The following is a 26,007-nucleotide window of genomic DNA, read 5'->3' as shown; positions in this document are numbered from 1 at the left end:
ACGAACTTCGCGCACGCGAGGTGGGGGCTGCACCGCGGCAGCGACTTCGTCACCTCCCGCGAGCACGACATGGTGATGCTGATGAACGCGAAGACCAACGACAAGGTCCTGTGGGATCGGGGGAAGTCCAGCGAGACCCGATTGCAGGAGCTGGGGCAGTACGTCGACATCGTCGAAGCGGTGACGGTGCGGGGCAACCATCCCGAGGATGTGCTGACGATGTCGCTGAACCAGTGGGTCGGCAGCCGGTTCCTGCAGGACCCGAAGGGTGTGTCGGGCACCGCGAAAGAAGTCGAAGACGTCATGTACAACGCCTGGGGCGGCCCTCGTGACGAGCGCGGCGACTATTTCGGTGTGCCGGAGGTCGAGCGGTTCTACAAGCCGCAGTTGATCGAGGAAGACCCGGCGGAGTACGCGACGAGCGAGGAGAAGCTGGAAGGCCAAGCCACTGATGTCATCGACGCCGCGAAAATCTCGTTCGCTGTGCAGGACGGCGAGATCGTGGGGATCGAACAGAAAGGTCAGCCCCAGTGGAACATTGCGCTCGACAACGCCGAAATCCACGGAGCCGACGAGCGTGTGGTGGAGACCGTGGTCGACAAGCCGGGCGGCGGGCGGACGGTCGTGGAGACCAGGACCGAGCTGAAAGACTGGCGGGACAAGGAGATTTCCGAGCGAGGGGTCACCGACTGGATCGATGCGATCATCGACCGGCGCATGAAGGACTACGCCGTCGAGCATGGGCTGTCGATCAAGGACGGGGTGAAATTCGCCTATACCGCGATCGACGCCGATTGGTACAAGGCGCACGGCGGTGGGGATGCCGCCGAGGGCGCGGCCAAGAAACTCGTCGCGCAGTTCGGGGCGCCGGGCAGTGTCATGTTCATCAACAAGGCGGGTGGGCGCGGCACCGATCCGAAACCCACGGCGGAGGCGATCGCACTCGGCGGCGTGATCACCAGAATCAGTGGCGGCCCGGCCTTTTCCCGACGGGTACTGCTGCAGGCGATGTGGCGGTCCGCCCGCGGCGGATCGGGTGCGGATCGAGAGAACGGAGGTACGCCCGGGTCGGCGAAGATGTACGTCTCGAAGGAGGACTTCCGCACCGAGATCGAAGACGCACAGGCCACCCGCGAGGTCACGCGGTACTTGAACGCGGTAGAGGAGCGCGAACGAGTCGCCGACAGGTTCCAGACCGATCCCTCCTCGGACAAGCGGGATGCCCTCGAACAAGCCGATCAGCGCGTAGCCGATGCCGTGCGCGTGCTGCGGGAGGAGACAACCCCGAGGTTGCAGAGTCGCGCCGAGGAACAGTTGCTGGCTCCCCACCGCAGGCAGGAAGACACGGCACCGGCACCGCAGCACCCTGTCCACAATCTGTCATCGGATGGAGATCCCCGGACCTATCGAGCCAATACTCCGTCTGCGGAAGCACTTTCCGCGACCCACGCGTCCCCCACACCCGACTCGGCCGCATTGCCGCCACAACCGACGGCCCGGCCCGCCGAAACCGCCGCGGGCGATCCTGTCCACGTCCCACCGGGCATGGACCTCACCACCCCACAACAGCAGACCCCCACTACACAACCGCCGGACAATATCGACGACGCCGATGACGACCACACCGACCCCGGACCGCGCATCGGCCTCAGCCCCGATGCCGACCCCGGCCCCTCTGACCGATCCGGGCAACCCCAGTCCAACCACCGTGCCGCGCAACCCATCACCCTCGGGCCGCCACCGACGACCGACCTCGCCCCCGACGGCAATCCCGTTCACATCCAGGTCATCGACCCCGGCCAGTTGCTGGCCCGCCTCACCAGCTCCGCGGAACCCGGCATCGACCCCTACCAACCCGGCACCCGCATCTACATCAACAGCGACCAGGCAACACTGCGACTGACTGCCATGAACGACGGCCGCCTGTTGCCACACCACCATTACCACCACATCACCGGCCCCGACGCCGAGGGCGACGGCCCCGTCCTCGATCGCAACGAAGCCCTTGCCCTCGTCCGCGACCACATCACCCACCCCGACCGCACCATCACCGCCACCATCATCGACCACCCGGCACCCGACACCTCCGACCCCACCACCCACACCACCCTCAGGGCGCTCACCACCTACACCTCCATCGACGCGGAATCCGGCCTGCATCACCACCCCACCCTGTCCACCCACACTCGAATCGACCTGCCCGACAACACCACCGCAGTCCTCTACGCCAACAGCCGAGTCGAACTCCAGACCGCCGACGGACCGCGAACTCTCAACGGACCCGAATTCCTCCAACACCTCGAAACATTCACCCGCGACAACATCACCGTCCACAGCCCCGCCCCCGCCGAGTGGAGCGACCACCACCACGACCCCCTCATTGCCATCGCCCATACCCTCGGCATAAACGACCCCGATGAACTGCAACAACTACGCCACAGCGTGGCCGACCATCTCGACGCCAACCGCGACACATACTTCCCTCTCATCACCAACGACCCCATCGACACCGCGCAGGCCTACGAAAAACACCAACGCCACCAATTCCTCAACAGCCCCGACCGCTACACCGACAACACCGCAATCCAGAACGAACGCACCCGCGCTGCCGAATTCGACCGACACATCACCCTCGCCCGCACCCGCGCACTCGACCACGAAATCACCGCACTCCGCACCGGCCACACCACCGGCAACCGCTCCACCGCACACCCCGGGCTCCCCTTCGCCTTCCTCCCCGCCACCGACCGCACCAGAACAAACATCGTCATCACCGAGCCCGGCACAACGCGACACGCACTCATCGCCGACCCCACCCCCGGCAAGCCGATCCACTACCTCCGACAACACCCTCACAGCCACACCTACCAACACGGGCATACTCCGATCCAAACCTCCTACACCCCAACAGTTTTCGGCCCCGAACTCTCATCACTACAGAAGGCGATCCTCGAGGACCGCGCCGCAGGTTGGAATACCGCCGCGGAAATATCCGAACACCTCGGGCAGCGCACCGAATTTCATGGAATCAAGCCGCGCGCGATAGACGACGCGATGACCCAGAAGCAGTGGGGTGCATACAGCAAACTCGGAGTGTCCGCCCGTGGTGACGGCAGGAACCGGAGATTCGGTGGCCGGGAGTCTGCCCAGACCGAAGCACGCCGGTGGCATCTACTCGACCAAACGGCCATCGACACGGCCCGCGAGCAGCGCCGACGGCTCGTTGCGGCAAAAAGCGCCGCGAACGCAGACATCGCCGCATCGAATCTACCCGCGCTGCCGGAATATCCCATCCAGATTTCTCCGGCACAGCTACAGGTGCTCCAGAGCTTCAACGCGGGGAGAGTAAAGAGCAAAGACATTGCGACCCACATCCGCAGCACCGAGCGAGCCGTAAAAACCGAGCGGACCAACCTGTACGGGAAACACGGGAAATTCGATCTGCCCGAGGTAATCGGCGAGGATCCGGAGGTCAGAGTCAGGCGCGTGCACATGTATGCCCAAATGCTGATACGCGCGAATTTGCTCCACGACGAAACCGGCACCCCGATCCGCACACTCGAACCCCCACCGACCGCCGACGGCACATCCCACCACCGCGCCGACGCCACCGATCCCCGCCCCGCACGCACCCAGCGGCCGAACCAAGCCACCGAAGCAGACCTACCGCAACTCCCCGACGCACCCATCCGAATTACGCCTCTGCAGCGACGGATCCTCGAGAGATTCAAAGCAGGCGACACCGTAAGCGAAGACATCGGCCCTCGAATCGGCTCCACCGCGAGCACAGTGCGCAACGAGCGGAGCAAGCTGTTTGAAACGTTCAGTATCGCCAGGGTGGCCGGTCAAGGGCATGAGGTCAGAATCGATCGTTTACTTGCGTACGCTGAAATGCTCATCCGCGCGAATTTGCTCCACGACGAGACCGGCACCCCGATTCGCACACTCGGTCCTGGCCTCGCATCCGCCAATGCCGACCCGCAAATGCCAGGCAGACCCATCCGGGTTCCGCGCAGACAGCGGCAGATCCTCCAGAGATTCAAAGCAGGCGACACCGAAAACGATGTCATCGGCCCTCGTATCGGCACCACAGAGGCCACGGTAAGGAACCAGCGTAGAAATATATTTGCAAAATATATTTCCAAGGTTCCAGGCGAAACCCCGGAGACCAGGATTCCACGTCTGCTGGACTATGCCGAAAGATTGATCGGGGCGGGTTTGCTCCACGACGAGACCGGCACCCCGATCACCACACTCGAACCCCGCCCGGAATCCACCGACGGCAGCAGCGCCCACCACCGCCCCACCGGCACTACCCCGGAACCCACCACCGGCATCGGCAACTCGAGCGATACCGCACTCACATCCCGCCCGCGGCCCCACACCCTCCGCAACCAATGCGGCCCGATCAACCTCGGCGCCGTACAAGAACACACCGGCAGTCGCTACATCCAGAACCTTCCCTACGCCGGTCCCCAAGGACACTCCCTCCAAGCCGTCAAGGCCGCGGCGGGCACACCATTCCACGAATACCGCACATACGCCGCCGTCGCCGACCTTCTCCACACCCGTAAACCCGCCGTCGCCATCATCATCGAGATCTACAAGAGCCCCGTCGGTGAATACAACATCGGCGGCCACCTCTACTACGCCACCATCGACGAACACGGCACCATCACCACCCACGACCGCGGACTCCGAAGGTCTCACACCGAGCTGACGCAACCCCCGCACGAACTCGAGACCATCCACGTCAGCCTCATCACCCCTGACGGCGGCCATCCCATCCCACTCGCTCCTGCCGCCGAACCAGCCGTCACCTCACCGAGCAACTCCCGCACCAAGATTCGGATCGGGCAGGGCCCCGACGCCGAAGCGGGCCGAATACTCCTGTTCCCCGCGCCCGCCATGCTGCTGGACTATCTGACCGCACCGCCCGGCGGCCGCCTCCGGCCCGGCACCCACGTCTATCTGACCGACCCCCGACTGACACTGCGGCTGACCGTCATGAACGACGGCGGCCTGCTGCCGCACCACCACTACCACTACGTCACCGACCCCAACGCCGAGGGAGACGGACCCGTGTTCCACGGCGCGGACGCCATCGACCTCATCCGCGACCACATCACCAATCCCGATCGCACCCTCACCACCGCCGTCGTCCATCTCCCCGCACCCGAAGCGTCCGGCGCCACCACGATCGCCGACCTCATCCACCGAGACGAATACCCCACCCTGTCCACCGGCACCCGAATCGATCTCCCCGACAACACCACCGCCACACTGCTGCCCGATGCCCGAGTCGTACTCGCCACCTTCACCGGGCTCCGAATCCGCACCGCCGGCAACTTCTTCAAACATCACCTCACAGCGCTCGAGCCCCACGCTCCCGTCACCATCCACCCACCTACCCCCACCGACTGGAGCGACCACCACCCCAACCCCCTCACCGCCCTCGCCCACGCGTTCGGCTCGGGCAGCCCCGAAGAACAACAACAACTACGCCATAGCATCGCCGATCACCTCGACGCCTCCCGCGACGAATATCTCCCGCTCATCACCAACCACGACATCGATGCCGCACTCGCCCACGAGGAGCGTCGCCAAATCCAATTCCTCACCGACCCCGCTCGCCATACCGACCCCGCGGACCTCGCGGCAGAGAATGCCCGTGCCATCGCATTCCGCGACTACCTCACCGGAAAACGCCACGAGGCACTCGACGACGAAATCACCGCACTCCGCGAAGGGCGCACCACGGGCAACCGCTCCACCCGGTATCCCGACGTCCCCTTCGCATTCCACCCCGCCACCGGACACACCGAAACAAATATCGTCATCGTCCGACCCGACGCCACACCGCACACCCTCATCACCAACCCGGCCTCCGGCGAACCGATCTTCTACCTTCGCCTCCACGAGCACACCTACCAGCACGCACGCACAACCGACCACACCACCTACACCGAAACGATCTTCGGTCCCGCCCTCACACACCTGCAGAAGGCAATCCTCCAGCACTCCGCCCTCGGGACAGCCAGACGGATCGCCGCCAGCCTCAACGAACGCCTCGAATTCGGTGAACTCAGACCGAGGGCGGTAGACGATGCGCTGTACGCGGCGAAGGGCGGCGCGTGCGGCAAACTCGGAGTAAGAGGCCGCGAGTCGGCAGCGGCCGAAGCGCACCGCTGGCAGCTCCTCGGCTCAGCCCCGAGCACCCTGTACCCGCTACCACCGCTCCCCAGCGAACCCATCTGGATTTCGCGCACAAGGCAACGGATCCTCGAGAGCTGCAAAGCAGGCCGCACCAAGGACAGATACATCGCCCAGCACCTCGGTGTCCCGGAGCCGCAGGTGACCAGGGAGCGGAACGAAACATTCGGAACAAGGACGTTCGGTATCCCTGAGATTCCCGGCCAGCATGCGCAGGTCCGGGTCGCCCGGATGCTGATGCATGCCGAAAGGCTGATCCGCGCACGTCTGCTCCACGACGAGACCGGCCAGCCGATCACCACACTCGAGCCACAGATCGGCCTCGACCCCGGACACGACGAGGCGGACGATCTGAGCCCGGCGGTCCGGGAATTCGGTACTCGGCGCGACGGCATCCAGGAACTGATCCCCCTCCTTCCGGTTCCCCAGGATCAGATCGAATACCTGCGGGACCGGATCATCGGGATGGTCGTGGGCGACACCAGCCCGGAGTTCGAGGCTTCCGTACAGCGCGCGGTGGAGGCGGCGGTCCAGCAGCACGACGAGCTGTTGACCGTGTCGGGAACGCCGGTGAAGGTGTGGCATCGGGGCAACCCCTATCCGGCGTTCCTGCGTCTGTCGGTCCGTGCTCGCGGCCCCGCCGACGATCAGATGTCGCCGGTCGGCGGCGTTCGCCCGGTGAGTAACCAGAAATGGGATTACGGTTCCTCGGAACACGGTGACCGGCACGGCAATACCAATGAGCGCTCCGGAATGTATTCCGTCGACAACCATATCCCGGTACATCTCGGTGTACTCCGGGGTGTGGCGATCATCCCGCAGCTGAGCGCCACCTTCAATCAGTTGTCGGCCGGTATGAAGGTCGATGCGACGGCCCAGTCGATCCAGAAGATCCGCAGTATGGGGCCATCCGACCTCTACGACATGATCGCGCTGTGGGAGATCCGCCTCGGTCACGGTCCGTCCGACCTGCTCTCTCCTCGGCAGTTGACCGACGGGTGGCGGCCGGTTCACGACGCCTCACTCCTACAAGTCCTTGTCCCGCAGTTCATGACTCGCGGCGAGCCGCCGGTGATCGACCCGGCGAACGACGCCACGATTCCCGTACCGGTCGAGCGGTTACGGGAAGAGTTCCCGCTCTACGGCATCGTCGGCATTCCGAATATCGACCGGCTCCGCGCCGATCTGATGGCCTCGTTCGGGTCCCACCTCGGCGAAATATCCGCCGACTCCGTCGAATTGCTGTCGGAGTTCCTGAGGGAGGGCCATTTCCGGGGCCACGTGCCGCGGATGTGGGGTGGTTCGGCGGCGTCGCCGATCTTGCACACGAGCTCCGGTGATCCGATCGGGTACCTGCGCTTCCACGTCGACATCCGCGGCGGCACGGAGCTCACCGGCCCGATCGCGCAGCAGACTCGGCTCGAGCTTTATGCCACGAGACAGCTGGCCCTGCAGGGCAATTCGGCGATCACCAATTCGCTCGGCGGTTCCTTGGCGCTGGCTTTCCAATTGGACTCGGGCTCGCCGGATCCCGAGACCGGATACGCGCCCGCCCGAGCCCGAATCACGTTCCGGGGCGGGCTACTCGACGAGCACAATCATGAACTCGGCTTCGACCACTCCGCCGTCACCGCGCATTCACTGCGTCGGCTCGGGGATTTCCTGCGCGTGCGGCCCGCGATGACGGTCCATGTCACGCTGGTCCGTCCGCGGGGACGACCGGTCGAGCCCGCCGCCGGAACGGCGTTGCACGGCGGTAACGACTATCCGGTGAACATGCTGGTCCCGTCGCTGCGGGACCTCGGCCACGCACCCACCGAAATTCGGTACCTGACACCGGATATCGTGCATCTGAGACAGCTCGGGGTGAGCACGACTCCGCTGAGCGTCCACGGCACCGAGGCGTTGTTCGACCAGGCCGGGCGGTTCCTGTCCGACCACGGCTTCCTGCCGCCCGAGGACGACACCCCGGCGCTGCGGGAGCGCCTCACGCAGCAGGCCACCGCCGACCGGCGTCTGGAGAATCTGCGCAGATTCGATGACATGCGCGGCGGGTCCGACCTGCGTTCGGAACTGGTGGAGGCGATCGAGGGCGGCGTCACCGTGTGGTTCGCATTGCCGACTCCGACCGGCATGCAACGCATTTCGATCACACTGGAGACCGAGCGGCGCTACGCCTCGAACGACCCGTACGACGGCGTCACCCATGACTGGACGCTCCCCGGATGGCAGACGATGAACTACACCGGATCTGCGGCATCCGGCGTATCGGAGTCCTCGGCGGCGCCGCTGTGGCGGAATTGGCGGGCCGGTGTGAACATCGCGGCGAACAATCCGCTCAGCGCCACCCGCAGCCAGCCGTTCGGCAGTCTCACCGGGGTCTACGAACATTCCCGCAAGGACACCAGGGGCCTGGGTTCCGGCTGGGGTGTCGGCGAGCAGAACTTCACCACCAGCGAGCGCGCCGCGGGTGCCCAGGTTTTCACCGTTCCGACCGTCCATCGACTGACGATCACCTACAGCCACGGAGCCGCCCCCGCGGCGACCGCCGCGGACGGCAGCGTCCGGCTCGCCGTCCCCACCGGCCGAACCCTGTCCGACAAGCCCACCGCCGCACCGCGACCCGCGCCCACGATCCGGAACGCCACCGCCGAGGACCTCCGGCTCCTCGCGCTGCCGTCGACCGGCCGCACCCTCGAAAGCGGGGTGCTGCGACTGCCCGACAGCGCCGTCGTGGAGAACGTCATCGGCAGCAAGGCCCTGCGGAAGGCCGCCACCGCGGCCGTCGACGAGCTCCGCCGCCGCCGCGGGCCGACCGACGGACCCGCCCGGCCTATGCCGGGGACCTACCCCGCCGATTCGGCCGACGAGCACCAACAACCCGCGGTGGCGCCGGAAGCCCTTGCTGCCCACGCCGATTCGGGCGATGGGCGACAACCGCCGGGCATGCCGGGCGCCTTTCCGGCCGACGAGCCGGACACGCGGCCCGCGTCGACGGTGAATTGGCGGGCGGTAGGCGAAGATGTGGTCGGCGCGGTGCACTGGGTTGTCGACCAGGCCACCGGTGTCGGCAGATGGGTGTGGCGCAATGCCTTCGGCGAGCCCGCCACGAATCCCGGGTCGATGGTCGCCGAGGTTCTCCATACCGCCCTCGCGCCGCAGATGCTCTACGGCTATGCCCTGCCGATCTTCCAGGACGCCCATATCGGCGAGGGCGTCGGTGAGCACGGTGCCCTGGGCGGCGGCGACTACCAGTGGAAGCTCGGCGGGTACCTGCGCAACCCCAGGTATCTGGGGCGCGATATCACCGATCTCGAACACTGGCTGAAGTACGACAAGAAATCCCAACGCTCCGAGGCTCGGCAACGCGGCCACCGCGGGGGCCTCACCTTCGGCAGCCGCCATGGCGACCACGCCGACCGCAGCGTCGCTCCGGCGGGCAGCTACCAGTACGGCACCACCGATGAAGACCACATCACCGCCGCCGACAGCACCTACTCGACGGGCGTTCACTCCGCCGCCGAAGCGGTCGCGCACCTGTTCGTCGTCGACGCCGTGTATCTCCTGTCGGTCAGCACCGCGGACCGCAATGCCCTGCTCAATGTCGCGGCCGGTCTGCTGTCCGACGGGCCTCCCCGCACCGGCACTCGTGCCGTCGTCGAGCCCGATGCGGTGCGGTTCTACCTCACCGACAACGACTTACAGAATTATCCCGAACTGGCCACGCTCGTTCGCGCGAGCACCGACTACCGGATCCCCCGGGCGCCGGAACCCGGCCTGCACCTGCCGCTCACCTACCAGGAGACGGGCGAGATCGGTTACGGCACAGTTGAAACCGTCACCGTCGACGGCGGTCGCGGAGCCTTCCGCGCACTCGCGGTGCGCCTCGTGGAGGAACAGGCGCCCGGTGCCACCAAGCTGAATTCGGGCAACTATCACCCTGGGGTCCTGGCCGTGATCAATCGGCTGACAACCAGTTTCGGCCTGCGCACCCTCCCCGCCAACGGACCCGACAGTCACAACAGTGTCAGTTTCGTCGACCGCTCGTGGCCCTACTCGATCCTGCCGCGCCTGATCACCGTCACGATCTCGGCTCGCCCGGTGTCCGATCTCGCCACGGTGCGCGGCACGCAGGTCACCGGCCCCGCAGCGCTGGATACCGTGCTCGGCCACACCGGCGGCGCCGGGAGCACCCTGCCCGTCCAGGGAGCCACCAGCGTCGGTACGAAACGGGTCGCGAGCCACCAACTGGGGTTCATTCCCGGCGGCGAGATCGATGGGTGGCGGCCGGTGGCCAGCTTCACGGGCGAGCAACAGAGCAGCCGGGGCATCGATCGGACCGACGATCCGGGAGGGGCGACGTGGCGGCAAGGGCAAGGCATCGATGACCATGCCGAATTCCCTGTCCGGTACCGGTTCGATGTCACGGTCGGCTGGCGCTGGCTGACCGGGGACCTGAAGACCTATCTGATCACCAAGGGGATCGACGCCCTGACTTTCGTCGGGCAGCACGCCGGGGCTCTCCCGGCGCTCGACCCGGCGCAGTTCCCGCCGCCCGCGCACGCCGTCAGCGACACGGTACATGCCGACACTCTGCTGCGGTTCCACACCGCCGACACGGAGAACGGCGCCGTTACGCGGCGCACCACGCCCCGGATCCACAGCTCCGACCCGACCGTGCCCCGCCCGCCCGCACCCGCGGACGGGGCCGCACTCGAAATGGAGGTGCCCGACGATCTGCGCGCCCTGCTCGCCGCCCCACCATGGGTTCCCACCCGGCCCCTCTGGCTCTACTACTTCGGGGGCACAAGGCAATTGGCCGATGCGTTGCGCACCGTGGATCCCGCTCTCCGCAGTGCGGATCGGGGCCTCGGCGAACGGACCTACTCCACCCAGGACGTGTTCACCCGGCTGCAGCAGTTGGCCGCCTCGAACCGGCTCGCCCTGCTCGGGCCCGAATCCACCGTTCCCTATCTCGCGGGCCCCGAATCGACCGATCCCGTGCCCGGCCCCGAGGCGTACCCGTCCGGCACAACGGTGACCGGCACCTCGGTGAAGGTCAGCATCTACGCTCCGCGCATCGACGGGACCAGCAGAAGTATTGCGACTCATAGTTTCCGGATCGCGGACGCCGGTACCAAGAACTCGGCCGACAGCACCATCTCCTTCCGCCCGACCGGTGGTTTCACCAATGCCTTCACCGCGGACTCCACCAATAAGGGCGCGCCGTCCGGGCTGCCGCTCGGCGGCCACAACGCCGCCCAGGGCCGGTCCGGCGCCATGCTGAAGCAGAACCGCGACCTCTTCCGCTTCGGCACCGCCGCGCTCACCGACGGTGGCGAAGGCGCGGACAATCACCGCTTCGTCGGCGTCGCCGTCATCGAAATCCATGGCCCCAAAGGCAAACTCTGGGTCTCCGGTGACATCATCGGCGGCACCACCGACGACCTGGCGGCATTCGGCACCGATCGCGGCGAGGAGACCACGGACCCGCCCCGACAGACACCGGATCGGGCCTCGCTGCCCGTCCGGCCCGCTCCGGCGGTGCTCGCCGGAAGCACCTGGGCGCCACGGCAACCGGTCCGCGACGAGGACTATCGGACGGGATCCGCAGCGGGGCAATCCCATACGGAGCCGCGAGACGACTGGGAACCCGAACCTGCTGCGGCAGAGCCGATCCGACCCTTGCCATCGATCGAAACTCCACCGGCGCCACGGCGCGCAGCGGAGTCCGCCGACGTCTCCCGGGACGAGCGGCGGCCGCAATCGGAAATGCTCGATGCCCTCGTACGGGAGCAGTCCGACGAGACACCACCGGACGGCCAGGAGATCCCCCTCAGCCGGGACCACATCCGATCCGCAGCGCGTACCGACGGCCCACATCGCGGTGGGCCGCCCGAGATTCCGCCCCGGGGCAACTCCCTCCGGTTCTCCCCGATGCACACCGTCGTCGATATCCCGGGCCGCTCCACCTCCGTGCCGCACCAGCGGCCGGTCGAACCCTTCGCCGAGACCCGAAAGCCCGTATCGCGGGCGCCACCCCTCGGCGCGACCGAGATGAGCCGTCCCTCCGAGATGGCCCGGATGGCAAGGGAGCCGGGTCCTTTCGAGGATCTCCCCGACCTCGTCTACGAAGTGTCCGGCAGCCCCGGCACCCCGGCGGTCGACGGCAGCATGCAGGTCCACACCGGTGACATCCGGCACGAGCGACCGTCACGGCGAGAGCGCGCACTGCAACGGCTGCGGCGCTTCACATCTCGTCTGCGTGGCGGTGACATGGTCGGCGACGCCACGGTGCCGACCGCACGGCACACGCCCACTTCGTCGGCCGAGGGTGCTCCACCCCGCGACATCCGAACCGTCCTCCACCGGCTCGTGTCCCGAACAGACGGCAGCGCAACTACTTCCGTCCCCCGCCGGGCTGCGGCGCCCATACACGGTGACGGCACGACCGCTCACACGGATGTCACGAACCCGCCGCAGGACGCCGCGCAGGGTTCCGGGTCGGACAACCAGTGCCTCCTCCACGCGCTCACCGGCATCAGCGACGGATTCGCACGGCGCGGCATCACCAGCAGCGCAATCCGACTCCGCGCGATCACGGGCACCCCGCCCCGGGGTGGACTCGGCCAGGGCCGTGATCTCGAGGGCACCACCGAGACCCGGCCGCACGACGGGCGCGCAGCGCTGCCCGGCTACTCGAAACGGCAGGCCGAGAAAGCGGCCGGCGGAAAGCTCCGCGGGTACACCGGTGAGGACAAAATCCGCAAGCAGCTGCAACTTCTCGGCCCGGGTGCGCAGGCCCTGGTCGTCCACATGCACCCTGCCGTGAATGCGAACGGCATCGGGGCGCACGCCTACCGGATGGTCAACGAGGACGACGTCATCCTCGTCCGCGACTACGTTCCCGATGCCACCGGCCGGACCGGCAGACCGCCGGGGCGCCGCGACTCGGCCGGTCTGTACGCCGTTCTCTACACCCCGACCGGCGCCACGGCCCGCCCGATTCGCCTGCGCGGCGAGACGATCCCGGAGTTCCCCCGCGAAATCCGCATCGGCGCACCCGATCTCGAGCATGCCCGAACTCTGCCCATCCTGGAATTCACGGAGCAGCTCTCCCGATCCCACTACCCGCCCGGCACCGGAGTCCGCCTCCGGCACCCAGCCGATCCGCAGATGGGATATGACGCGGAGGTCACCGGCACGGGCGTGCGGGTCACCAATGGCTCCGGCCAATCCCTCGACCTCACTCCCCACCAATTTCGGCAGAGCATCAACGCCCAGTCCATGGACGAGTGGACCACGGCGGTCGTCCATCGCCCGCTACCCGACATCTCCGGCCCGACCAGGCGCGTCGGACTCCATGACCTCCTCCACGAGCTCACTCACCACAACAGGCTGCTCACCGGCACTCGGATCGACCTCCCCGACAGGACCACCGCCACTCTCGAGGCCAAAGGCTTCATCGAACTCCGTACCCCCACCGGCGATACGCGAACCTTCCCCACCAAACTCGAATTCCTCGACCACCTGCGCCATCTCGGCGACACCGGCCCCACCGCCGTCCACATCCCCACATCCAGCGCATCCGGTTGGCGCCATCGACCGCACCCCTTCATCCGCGCACTGGAACGCACGCTCCAGCGTGCGCTGAAGGGCAAAGCTCGCCTACAGGACACCATCGCCGATCACATCGAGAAACACCGCGACGAGTACCTCCGCCTCATCACCACCGACTATCTCAACGCCGACACAGCCCACGAAGACGCCCGCACGCACGCATTCCGAGACCGGATCGCCGCCGCCCGCGCCCGGGCCCTCGATGACGTCCTCACCGCACTACGCGCAGGCAGAACAACCGACACGCACTACCTGTCCACCGAATACCCCGGCCTCGAGTTCATCGCCCACGCCGCCGCCCGCGCCCTCGAAATCAACCTTCACATCATCCGCCCCGGCCACGATCGGCACACCATCGTCACCACACCCCCGGGCGGCAAGGTCTACCACCTCCACCAATACCCCGACTACACCTACCAATTCACCGTCACACCGAACAACCACTCGTACATCACGACGATCCACGGCATATCATTCACGCGCACACAGAAGACCGTCCTCGAACACTACGCGGCCGGCTACACCACAGCCGAATCCATTGCCGAACACCTACGACAAGACCCCGTTCTCGGCAAGACCACCCGCGACACGGTGAACCACGCGATCACAAGGGCGATGGACCGATCCGGCATATTCCACAAACTCGGGGTCTCCGATATTGCGGAGGCCGTGGACAAAGCCGTCCGCCTGGGCCTGATCGACCCGGCCACCATCGAAGAACTCAGAGCAGGGCTACTCGCACCGGCCTGGATTTCGTTGCCCGACAATGGCGATCAGGTATTCGAATGCCTGGCACTGCTGCTGCGCGACGGTGCGGGCAGCACGGCGCAGGAGATTCGCATCGCCCTGGCCGGGCGGTGGGAGCAGAACCTTGCCGACAACCGGTACGACGCGACCGAGCAGGCCCAGTACCGCGGCCTCATCGACGGCCTGCGCAACCCGAATATGCACACCGACGGAGCCTTGACCCGATTGCTCCCGTTGGCCGCCCGCGAGTTCGAACTCAATGTAATCGTCCTGCGCTCACACGCTTTTCGCACCGTCATACGCAACAAACCCGACGGGTCGTTCGCACTCGTGTACGTGGATCCACAGAGCCCGAGCAACCTTCGGGTCGCCGTGGACACCGCGGGAAGACCGTTCACTATCGCTCCCGACGAGTTGCACACCGCAGTCACCTTCGATCTGCCACCGCAGCACCCGTGGCAACCCTCATCACATTCGGCCGACCCGCAAGGCCCCGGAACGGGCTACATCGACCACAACGGCATCCGGCAATTCGATACGGACGCAGCAGGACTCGAGTTCGGTGAAACCACACTGAACCTGTGGCACGAGCTCACCCCGGCTCAGCGGCATTCGATATGGGCACACGACAAGGCGTGTCTGCCCAACCGAGTTTTGCGGGACGGCGACTACCTCGATTCGGCCAGGCGCCAGTTCGAGCAGTTCGAGCACAGCAGCAGATCGGCGCGGTTGTTCAGCGCACTGACCGGACCGGGGAAACCCTCCCTCGACTCCCTGGCCCGGTGGTACCGAGACGGGGAAGTGGCCGTTCGCCAAGCAATTTCGGACACGGATACGGCGGGCGAAACCTGGAATCGGCTCCACTCGCTCATGACGAGCCAACATCCCGGCCGAGCATTGGACCAAATCGTCAGCGACCACGTCAAGATGACGCAGTTGATGCGCCCGTACTTCAGCACCTTCTTCGGTATGCCGGTGGGCGCCGAGGCCATCGGCCGCCAGATCGAGCTGATGGATCGGGCCACCCGGCGACCGGTGCCGATCACCGAGCCGATCCGGGTCAACCGCGGCCTCCGGACCATCGAGTTCCTGCTGGATCGGGACGGGCGACCGGCACAACCCCAGCACCTGGACCGTCTCGTCGGCACGGTGCAGCGGGAACCGGGCTACCTGTCGACCTCGGTCAGCCGCAACCTGGTGAAGTTCCCGGACGGCAGGTCGTTCACCTATCGACTCGACATGACCCTTCCCGTCGGCATCCAGGGCCTGTGGATCGGCCTGCGCAGCAACGTTCCCGGCGCCACCGAACTATTACTCGCCCGCGACACCCGCTACCGCATCACCGGCGTGCGCTACGACCCCGCGGAGGGCATGCACGTCCTCACAGCCGAGGCTCTGCTGCCCCACACCCAGGCGGTCATCGACGACAGCGCCCCGCACACAGACCACAACGACTGCGGCCCACGCACACTCGCGCTACTGGGACAGCTCACCGGCAACCGTGACATCGAAACCATCTATCCCCCTACCGGACTCTCCGGTGTCACCCACGAACAGCTACAGCGCGCCATCCCCGCGCCCAGCACGAACCCGGCCGATCCCCCGCACGCTCGACTCCACACGGTCCTCGATCCTCGCGGGCACGACGCCATCGCCGAAGTCCTCGACGACCCCGACTCCCCCGCCGCCCACGCCCTCGTCGTCGACAACTACACCACTGTCGACCAGAACAACATCGGCGCACACGCCTACCTCATCACCAGCACCCGCAAAGCCTCCGGCGAAAGCACCTCCGAACTCGTCGTCAGAGACCCGGGACTGGATACACCACACAGCTATCCGCCCAGGGCACTGCGCGATATCGCCGACATCCACGTCGTCTACCTCGACGCCCGCGGCCACGTCGTGCAACCCCCCGGCCACAACCACGCTCCCGTCCCCCTCCTCCCCGGCACCGTCTACGTCGGCGCCGACCGACATGTCGGCGTCGCTGCCGATCCACTGCGGCCGCCCGCCGGGTTCGGCACGTCGGCCACCTGGTGGCGTGATGTCGGTGAAACCTGGTGGAACTCTCTGCATTTCGACGGCCTGACGGACGCCGAACAGCTCCGTCTGCTGACCGAATTCCCAACCCTGCGCAACAATGTCCCGCTCGGGGTGGAGGACCGTCTCAGGGAGAGACTCATCGAACTCGAGATCGACCGGCTCGAAGATCTCACCGATGACAGCGGCCGACTCCCGCCGGACGTGCTGCGGCAGTTGCACGAGCCGGATTCGCCCTACACCTACCCCGGCACCGGCCGCACCTGGTGGGACAACCTACTCATCGACGAATGGATGAACGACGAACAGCTCCGACTGCTCGACCCATTCCCCGCCCTGCGCAACAGCGACGTCCTCACCGCCCCGACCCGGCACGCCCGCAACATTCGATACCTCATGGTCAAACGGGACTGGCTCCGCGAGCACGACGACTTCGACGACGGATTGCCACCGTACCTGCTGGAACAATGGCACAACCTCGACATCCCCCGCACCTACCTCCGCGCCGCCGTCCGAGCCGCCGAAACGGCCACCGACCCCTCCGATACACCACCGGTAGTGCACCTGCTGTCCTTCACCGACAACGACCTGGGTCGACGCGGCCAGATGGTCATCGGTTTCGGCCCCATCGACACCGCCCCGACAGTGCACTGGCACGCTCACTCTGCCACCTCGGCCGTCGCGATACCCGACCTGCCCAGCCGAGTCGCCGCCCTACACACCGACATCACCCGCACACACCCCAGCCACGCGAGCGTCTTCTGGATCGACTACGACACCCAGACACCCATCGACTCCGCGACACACCTGCACACAGCGATCACCGAGTTCACCGCACATCACCCCGCGACACGGCACATCCACCTCTATGCACCCGCGGCGATCACCACATCCGCGCCACACACCGATTCCGCTACGACGACGGTGCATCCCCCGGCCCCCGACATCACGCTGCCCTTCAGCGGCGTACGGGTGTTCACCAGCAACCGAGACGGCGCCGACTACGGCCACACCGTGCTCCGCACCTGGCCCCGGCAGCCACCCGAAGTACGCACGGCCCTGATGACCTACCAGCAATCCTCCGCCCTCACCAACACACTGATCCGCAAGACGCACGCGGGTGAGAGTTTCGAAGAGGTATACGACCGCTACCGACACCACGCCGCCACCCGAGACCTCCTCAGCGACAGCCCCTTCAGAACACCTGACCTCAACACACTGATCCAGACGCGAAAAGACCTGCACGACACACTCGTCGGCAGGTGCACCGCAGCCCAAGCACAACAACTGCGACCAGCGCTGGACAAGCGTCCCGGAGACCGCACCGACTCCGACCGCGACACCGTGCGCAGACTCGAGAGCGCCTACCTCGACGATGCCGAAACCCGGAAACTGCACGCGCTCAACCAAATTCTCGAGCACCCCCGCCCGACAGCACACTGGGAACAGATCGGCGTCGACGCGATCTTCTACGACCGGTTCAACAGGGCATACCGTGAGAACTTCGGTGCCGCCCCCACACCGGACAACGTCCGCCGGTTTCTCGAACTGCTCGAACAGGGAACCGGCCAGCCGCTGCCCTGCACCGAACCCTTCCTCGTCGTCCGCGCACTCGGCGACATCGACTTCCTGGCCATCGACCGGCACGGCAACACCCTCAACGGACGCAAAGACCCCCGCCTCGTCCTCAACGCCCTCCAGCGCAACGCCAACCTCCTGTCCACGTCATTGACCACCGAATTGGTCTCGACCAGCACAAAATCGAACTTCCGCCTCGAACTCGCCGTACCACCCGGACTCCGCGCGATCTACCTCGGCCGCGACGGCCGCGCCAAGAACGCACACGAAAACGAACTCCTGTTCGCCAGCAACACGCCCTACCGAATCACCAGCATCGGCACAGACCCCTTCCACTCCTTCTACACCCCCAATTTCATCGTCCTACGCGGACACTTCGAGCCGCCGAACGAACGGCGCAGGGACACAACGGAATCCGACGGCAGTACGGTTCGTCCCGAACATTCTGCGCCGCCGTCGAAGACGGCGCCTACCGAACAGCCGCAGGCGCCTTCTGCTTTCCCGGTGTCACTGTCCCGGGCCGAGCGGCGACAGCGCCCCGGCACCGCGAGGTCCGCGATCGACCGGTTGTTCCACGGGTTCACGCGCGCGATCCCGGTAGCGATGGTCGACGGCCGTCGCCGGAACGTGCTGGCCGAGTCGTGGCACAACCCGTCGACCATGCGCAATCCCTACCTGCAGTTGACCGGCTGGGGCAACACCTGGGACCTGTGGATCCATCCCGAGCACCGCGTGAACAGGGTCCCCGGCCATGTGGTGGGCCGGTTCGGTGGCTGGCTGGCGATGCACTGGCTGCTGTACGAGTCCGCCGGGGAGGGCAGATTCGACTACACCACGCTGACCGCGGCGCAGCGTCAGGAGGCGGTCGACGTGATCGTCGGCCTGCAGGGCGAGAGCGACGGTCGGACGTGGACCGCGTGGCTCCGGTGGGCGCAGCTGAGTCTGGGCGAGGGCGCCGAACACGCACTCCGGGAGTCCACCCATATCCGGGACCTGCCGGCCGATGCGCGAGTGTGGATGGCCAACTCCCACAACATGATCGACTCCAGCGATTTCCGCACCCTGGCGGTGCGGCGCATCGGGAACACGGACGAATTCCGCATCCACGATCTCGACCATCCCGGTCTCGGTGGCTCCGCCGGGCGGATGGACGCCGCGGCGCTGGAGCAGCGGATGACCGAGCGCCGCATCACCGATCTGGTGATCCTCGATCCCGCGCGCATGCCGCAAGCGCACGGCCGGATGTCCATGGCCCGCGCGGTCGATGCCGCGGTCGAACCACTGCCGGATTATGCGGCGGCACAGCACAGTCCGATTACCCAGACGCGCGCACTCCCGCCCACAGATGAAGATCCGCCGCACTATATGGCATCGGACGATACGTGCGGCCCCCGGGTATTGGCACTCCTGCGACAACTCACCGGCAACAACGACATCAAGACAGTCGATCCCCCCGGACTCGCCGGGATCACTCACCGACAACTCCGGGACGCCATCCCCGGAGCACAACCGCACACCGTCCCCGATCACGACACCATCGCCCACTTTCTGCGCCATTCCGAGGCCGCCCACGCACTGATCGTCCACAACTACGCAACGATCGACGACAGAGGTATCGGCGCACATGCCGCACTCATCAGCACAACCCCCGGCGCCCCCACGTTCCCGGACTACAGCGACCTCGTCGTCGCCGACCCAGCACGCGAGAACGACCGCAGCTATCCCCCACGAGCACTCCGGGACATCTCCAGTATCGACGTCATCTACCTCGACGCCGCCGGACACGTCGTAGCGCCTCCCGCCGACCACCACACCCCCGCCCCGGCCCACCCGCGCTCTATCATCGGCGCTCCCGCCTCCCCGACGAACCCGCCTGCCGCACAGCCACTCTCGCCGCCACGCTGGGAGGCTGTGTCCGGGCGCAGTGATTCGCTCTTCGCCGTCGTCGCCCACATTCTGAGGCACCCCGATGCAACATTCACGCGCACCACCATCGGACTGCATCTGGACCGCGCGACGCAGCAGGAAACCCGACGGCGGACCACTGTCGACGCCGAGAGGCAGCAGGGATCGGTCGATGACGCACAGTGGCAGGACGAGCTGAACCAGCGGCGGGAATTCGATGAGCGGCTGGACGAACAACGCCGTGTCACGGACCCCGACGCGCTTCGGCCGGGGCCGCAGCGGAATACCGTAGACCGCGAAGCGGGCCTCGCGGCCAAGGCTTTCGGAATGAATGTCGTCATCCAGCATCCCGACGGGCTCGGGAACTCCGAACATGCCTTCGTCCCGGGGAGGCCGAATGTGTTCCTGCGCTACACATCCGACGGCCGATACGAGATCGGCGTCACCTCCGAGGGAAATCTGTTCGCGGCGCTGGCACATCCGCGCCCTCCGGCACAGCTGAGTTCCACGCTCGATGACGTGGTGCCGCGGGAGGAGATCCCGCCGCCCCTCGATCGAGTGCTGGCCTCGCCGCAGACCCCGCTTCTCGACGGCGCGGCCCTCGGGAAGGAGTACGCCGCCGAAACCCGGCCGATCGCAGTCAAAACCGTTGTCGAAGCCATTCCGAACGCCCGCCCGCTCGCCGAGTTGATGCCGCCTCCGTACCACACCCCGGTCCATCACATGAGCCCCGACGAGCGCGAGGCGCATCGGGTGTTCGTGCGCGACGGCGCGCTGTTCCGCGTCTTCGACGGGAAGCGACTCGACACCACCCGGGTCGGCTCTCCGCGCCCCCGGGCTCTCTTCGTCATGGACGAATTCGGCAACCTCTACGCCGGGGAGGAGGTGCGCGGTGTCATCCAGCATTCGTCGTTCCTGGGTGGTCGCACCGTCACCGCCGCCGGGACCATCGAAGTTCGGGACGGGGCACTCGTCGCCATGAGCGACATCAGCGGCCACTACCTCCCCCGTGCGGAAATCAACGACTACGCACTCGAACTCCTGATCCGGCAAGGGCTCGAACTCGACGACGACTTCGTCCGCTACGACTCCCGCAACCGGGCCCGCGGCCGCATCGGAGAGATCGCTCGTCAGCGCGATGAGATCGCACGCCGCCAGATCGAACTCGACGCCCTCGACACGGCACTCACCCGCCGAGAACGGGACACCTCGGCCGACCGGCAGACCGCCGCGGTGGTGGCAGACCGGAGACGGATCCTCGCCGACCGGCAGGCCGAACTGAATCGGTGGCAGGAAGGCCTCGACCGCGACGAGGTCCAGCCCGACCTGCAGAACCGGATCGCCGCGCATCCGCAGCCCGAGGGTCCGGACGACCGGATCACTCCGCCGGGGTTTCCCCGCGGACTCGACGGCCCGCGATCCTCTGCCGCGGCAATCGCCACCTGGTGGCGTGAGAACGGCGAAACCTGGTGGAACGACCTGTCTTTCGGAAGGCTCGCACCGGACTACCAGCACGGCATGCTCACCGATTTCCCCGGCCTGCGCAACAGCGCCGGTATTCCGGCGCCGGTACGGAACACCTTGAACACGAGATACCTACAGCTCGAGATCCAACGCCTCGCCGCCCCTGCTCGGCTGTCGCCGAACGAGGCACGGCAACTGCAGAATCTGCAAGCGGCACTCACAGACCTGCACACCGCGGACATCGATGCCGAGATAGTCGCCGACCATTTCGCCACCGTCCCCCCAGCGATCCGTCTGCTGTCCTTCCACCAGGACGTCCAAGGTCGCGGTGTCCGAACGATGATCGGATTCGGCGACATCGACGCCGCGTCGACGGTGCACTGGCACGTGCACCCCCAGACGTCGACCGAGTCGATGCACCAGGTAATCGCCCGCGGACTGCGGCAGCACGCGGAAGCCACCCGCACACAAGGGGATCACGCGACCGTGCTGTGGATCGCCACCACCCACGACGCCCGCACCTCGGCGCGACTGATCGCGAAACTCGTTCCCGGCATGGGTGATTCAGAGAGCGATCGCCCGTGGACGGCAATATCGGAATTCGCCCGGGCCGAAGCGACCGGGCGGCGGATCCAGGTGTTCGCTCCCGAATCGATCGCGAAACGCCTTGCCCGACAACTCGCTTCCGATTCCGTGACCGTCCGTCACTCCACCGGCATCCGGCGCGCGCCTCCGCTGTCAGGCGAGCCCGACGGCCCCCGCTTCCGGGACGGCTCCCACCCCCCGGTCACCTACCCCGCCGAACCGCGCCGGGATACCGAACGCCTGCCCGCCTCCGGAGACGACCGCCAACCGTTCGAATCCGACCGCGACGACACCTATTTCGGCGACCACCTGCGGGATGCGTTCCGGACCGAACTGCCCGGCGTCGTGCTGCCGCCGCGCACGCGGTTCGACCGCGCCGGGCTCGAGCCACCCACGCTCGCCACACACGAACGCCTCGAAAACCTCACGCACGAGCAGAGACTCGCACTCTTCCCCAGGATCCCGGTCGCGGTCACGGCCGGTCGGATCGATCACGACGACGGTGGCGCCGCCCTAGTCCTGGTGAATCACGTGGGCGCCGACATTCGGCTACCGGCCCGCGGCACAGTGGAGGCGAACCTGGCCCTTTCACCATCGGATGGTCGTCTCTACTACGAGCTGCCGAATGCGGACGGGCCGGACGGAGTCGTCCCCGCCGACATGCTGCGGGATTTCGGCTACCGACCCGGCACAGGTACCGCCCGCGGCACCCTGACTCTGGATTCCGATGGCGAGATCCGCATCGTCGGCCGTCTCGACAACGGTGACGAGGCAATCGTCAGGGTGCCGTACGGAACCGAACTCGTGGTCGAGCCCCGGCCAGACCAGCCGTACGACCTGATCAGGGCGCCCAGGGAGCAGGGCCGGTACCCGGTCCCGCACAGCTTGCTACCGGATCTGCCGGTACCGGTCGGGCGGCATGACGAGGATCTGTTCGGACCGGACGGACCGCGGCCACAGGACGCGCGACAGGGCGGAGCCAGGGACTGCTGGCTGATCGCTCCGCTCAAGGCGCTGGCCGAGAGCGAGCCGCAGCTGATCCGCGACATGCTGCACGACCACGGCGACGGCACCGTCGGCGTCCGACTCCGCATCGGCGACGAAATCGAGTGGGTGCGTGTCGAAAAGGTCGGCCACGTGCTGCCCGGCACCGACATCGCGGCTTATGCGCACCACGGGCCCGGGCAGCCGCTGTGGCCCGCGATGATCGAGCGAGCCTTCGCGCAGCGCCTCGGCGGCGGCGACGGCTACGCCGGGCTCCTGGCGCTGGATGCCCAGAAACGCCTCGGCACGTCCTTCTACCTCCCCGCGAAAGGCCTGCTGCCACAACCGTCGCGGGCCGTCGACGATCAGTTCTTCCTGCACCCGCTGCGGCTCGACACCGACATCCTGCGGGAGTTGGCGGGCGGCGACCCCGAATTCGCCCGCAGGGCCGCCGACCTCTTCGACGACGCCCGGCAGCAAGCGGAGGCACTGCGCGGTGCCAGGTGGAACGCGATACACACCGCCCACCCCGACGACCACGACGCCCGCATTGCCGCATGGGTCCGATTCCTCGCCACCGAGGACCTACTCCTCGCACCCGACCGCTTCCGCGACTATCTCGACGAGCAGTTCCCGGGGCGGTGGACATCCGAGAAGAAGGCTCTCGCCGACTACCACCGCGCCGTGTACGGCGAGGCGGCCGAGCACCGGCGGCTCCCCCGCGACGACGACGGCGATATCCGATACTCGTACGTCGCCGAATGGATCGCCAACGGCATCGACCGGGCACGGCGACACGGCGGAACGGCGGCGTCGATCGCCACCCATCTTCGCGGTCAAAGTTCCGACAAAGGCTCCGGGACAAGTGGTTTGGCGCCCAACCACGAATACGCGGTGCTCGGGATCGAACGCGACGACGACGGCGATCCGATCGGACTCCTGCTCGAAGATCCGACCGACCGCCACGGCACCGGCCTCACCCCTGTCGACGGTATCGAATACCGGCAGTCTCCCGACGGATCGATCTACACCTCCGATGCGAGCGGTACCCGAATCCGCCGCGGCCCGGACGGCACCGAGGAGCGGTATTCCCCGACCGACGGAAGGCAATGGAAGTTCCCGGGCGGGGAGCGGTGGTGGACCTCGGCGATCAGCGGCGTGCGGATGCGCAAGCCCCCGGGCGGGATATGGGTTACCGATCCGAACCGCGTCGACCCGCCGGACGACACGATCCCCCGCTCGGGCATCGTCGCCGTCGGCCTCGAGCATCTGCCGAAGTTCTCCCGAATTCGTATGGGCGGTCCCGGTGCGCACGGCCTGTACGGGCCCGAATACCCCACCACCTCCGGCGACAACAACAAGCCATCGACAGGACCCGCACAGCCCGGCCCGGCCGCACCACGACCCGGCGATATCGAGGTCTCCGACCACCCCGCCGGGCAGCACACACAGAATTCTGGCGAGTACCGGGAATTCGACGTGCCCGACCTCGCGCAGGCACTCGCCGGAACCCACTATCCGCCCGGCACCCGGTTCCTGTTCCGGAACCCCGGCAACCCCGATACCGGATTCGCGGCCGAACTCACCCACCAGGGCGTGGAAGTCGTCAACGCCGCGGGGGAATCGCACGTGCTGCCTGCCGCCGAATTTCGGCACCACCTCGAACACCGGTCCTTGAACGACTGGAAGGCCATGGTCCTGCGACCCGACGATCACGTCGACGTGACGCCGGACCTACCGGCGCCGTCCGCAAGCCCGGACCCGTTCACACCCCAGCAGCAGGCCCTCTGCCTGTACATCCATTTCGGCTGGAAGAACAGCGATATCGTCGCCGAACTCGGGATATCGTACAAAGGTTACGAGGCGCTCCTGCTCATCACATGGCACGACCTCGGGCTCCCGGCGGGAACCAGCCCCTTCCTCCAGCGCGATCGAATTGCGGTCGCGGCCAACGACCAGCAACGATTCACGGTCGACGCCAGCGTTGCCCGGCAACCGAGCGCGAGAATCTCAGCGGCGGAACAGGACTGGGAGACACTGCGGGAGAGTATGGGTTCGGGCACGCTGGCACACGCGATTGTCCAGCACTATGCCGCGGGCTACACCGGTAACAACGACATCTATGAGAACCTCTCGCGAACCAGGAGCACCGAGTTCCCCTTCCTTACACCGAGGGAGGTGGGCACGACATTGATGACCGTCGTCTACGCCGGTCTCGGAATCACCTCGGGCCGGGGCCTTTTCCAGGAGAACCGCGCAGCGGTCATAGCCATAGCCGCCGATCGGGGGCTCCTCGACCAGCATGCGGTCACCGAACTCGCACGGACCGTGGACGCGCAACCGGCGTATTTGCCGAACAAGGTTCTGCAACATTTCGTCGCAAAGAAGACCGAGCCCCGCGATATTATCGCGAGCCTCGGACACAAGCATTCTCTGAGCAACATCCTCAATGGCCGGAGAAGCCTGTTCATCCGGGTCGGGCTGCCCCTCGGCGGTCGACCCAGCGGGCCCGATGCGGTCCACAGCGGAGCCGCAGCGGTCGGCGCGGCCCTCACGCAAGCCAGGCAGGGCGAAGGCGACAGGGATATTGTCGCCGCGCTCACCGCCGACGTGCCCACGCCGCCGACCGACGGCAGCACGAGTAACATCTCCGACGCAGTCGCCCCCGTCTCGGCAGCGCCTGAGCAGGTCACGCTGTCGCGTCTGCAAGCCGCCATACTCGAGCAGTGCTTCGAGCACGACATCATCGAAACCCGGGGATATCGTCGACCATCTCCGACCCACGGGGATTTTTTCCAATACGAAGGACCCGGCAAATACGGTCAGAAATGGAAGGTCAGGTCTTTTCCAGAAATTCGGACTAGATAA

At 66.6% G+C, this 26,007-nt stretch carries 1 protein-coding gene (running past one end of the window); it reads left to right on the top strand.

Going from position 1 to position 26,007, the window contains the following annotated elements; genetic code table 11:
• Positions 1 to 26,007 carry the 3' portion of a WXG100-like domain-containing protein gene (locus NM1_RS10625; protein ID WP_068017390.1) on the top strand. The gene continues 4,302 nt to the left of window position 1, outside the view, so the window shows 26,007 of its 30,309 coding nt (coding positions 4,303-30,309); its start codon lies off the left edge, out of view; it ends in the stop codon at positions 26,005 to 26,007.

The sequence above is a fragment of the Nocardia mexicana NBRC 108244 genome, assembly GCF_001613165.1.
Classification (GTDB): domain Bacteria; phylum Actinomycetota; class Actinomycetes; order Mycobacteriales; family Mycobacteriaceae; genus Nocardia; species Nocardia mexicana.
The sequence above is the reverse complement of the archived record's forward strand: the minus strand, read 5'-3'. Positions and strand labels throughout refer to the sequence as shown.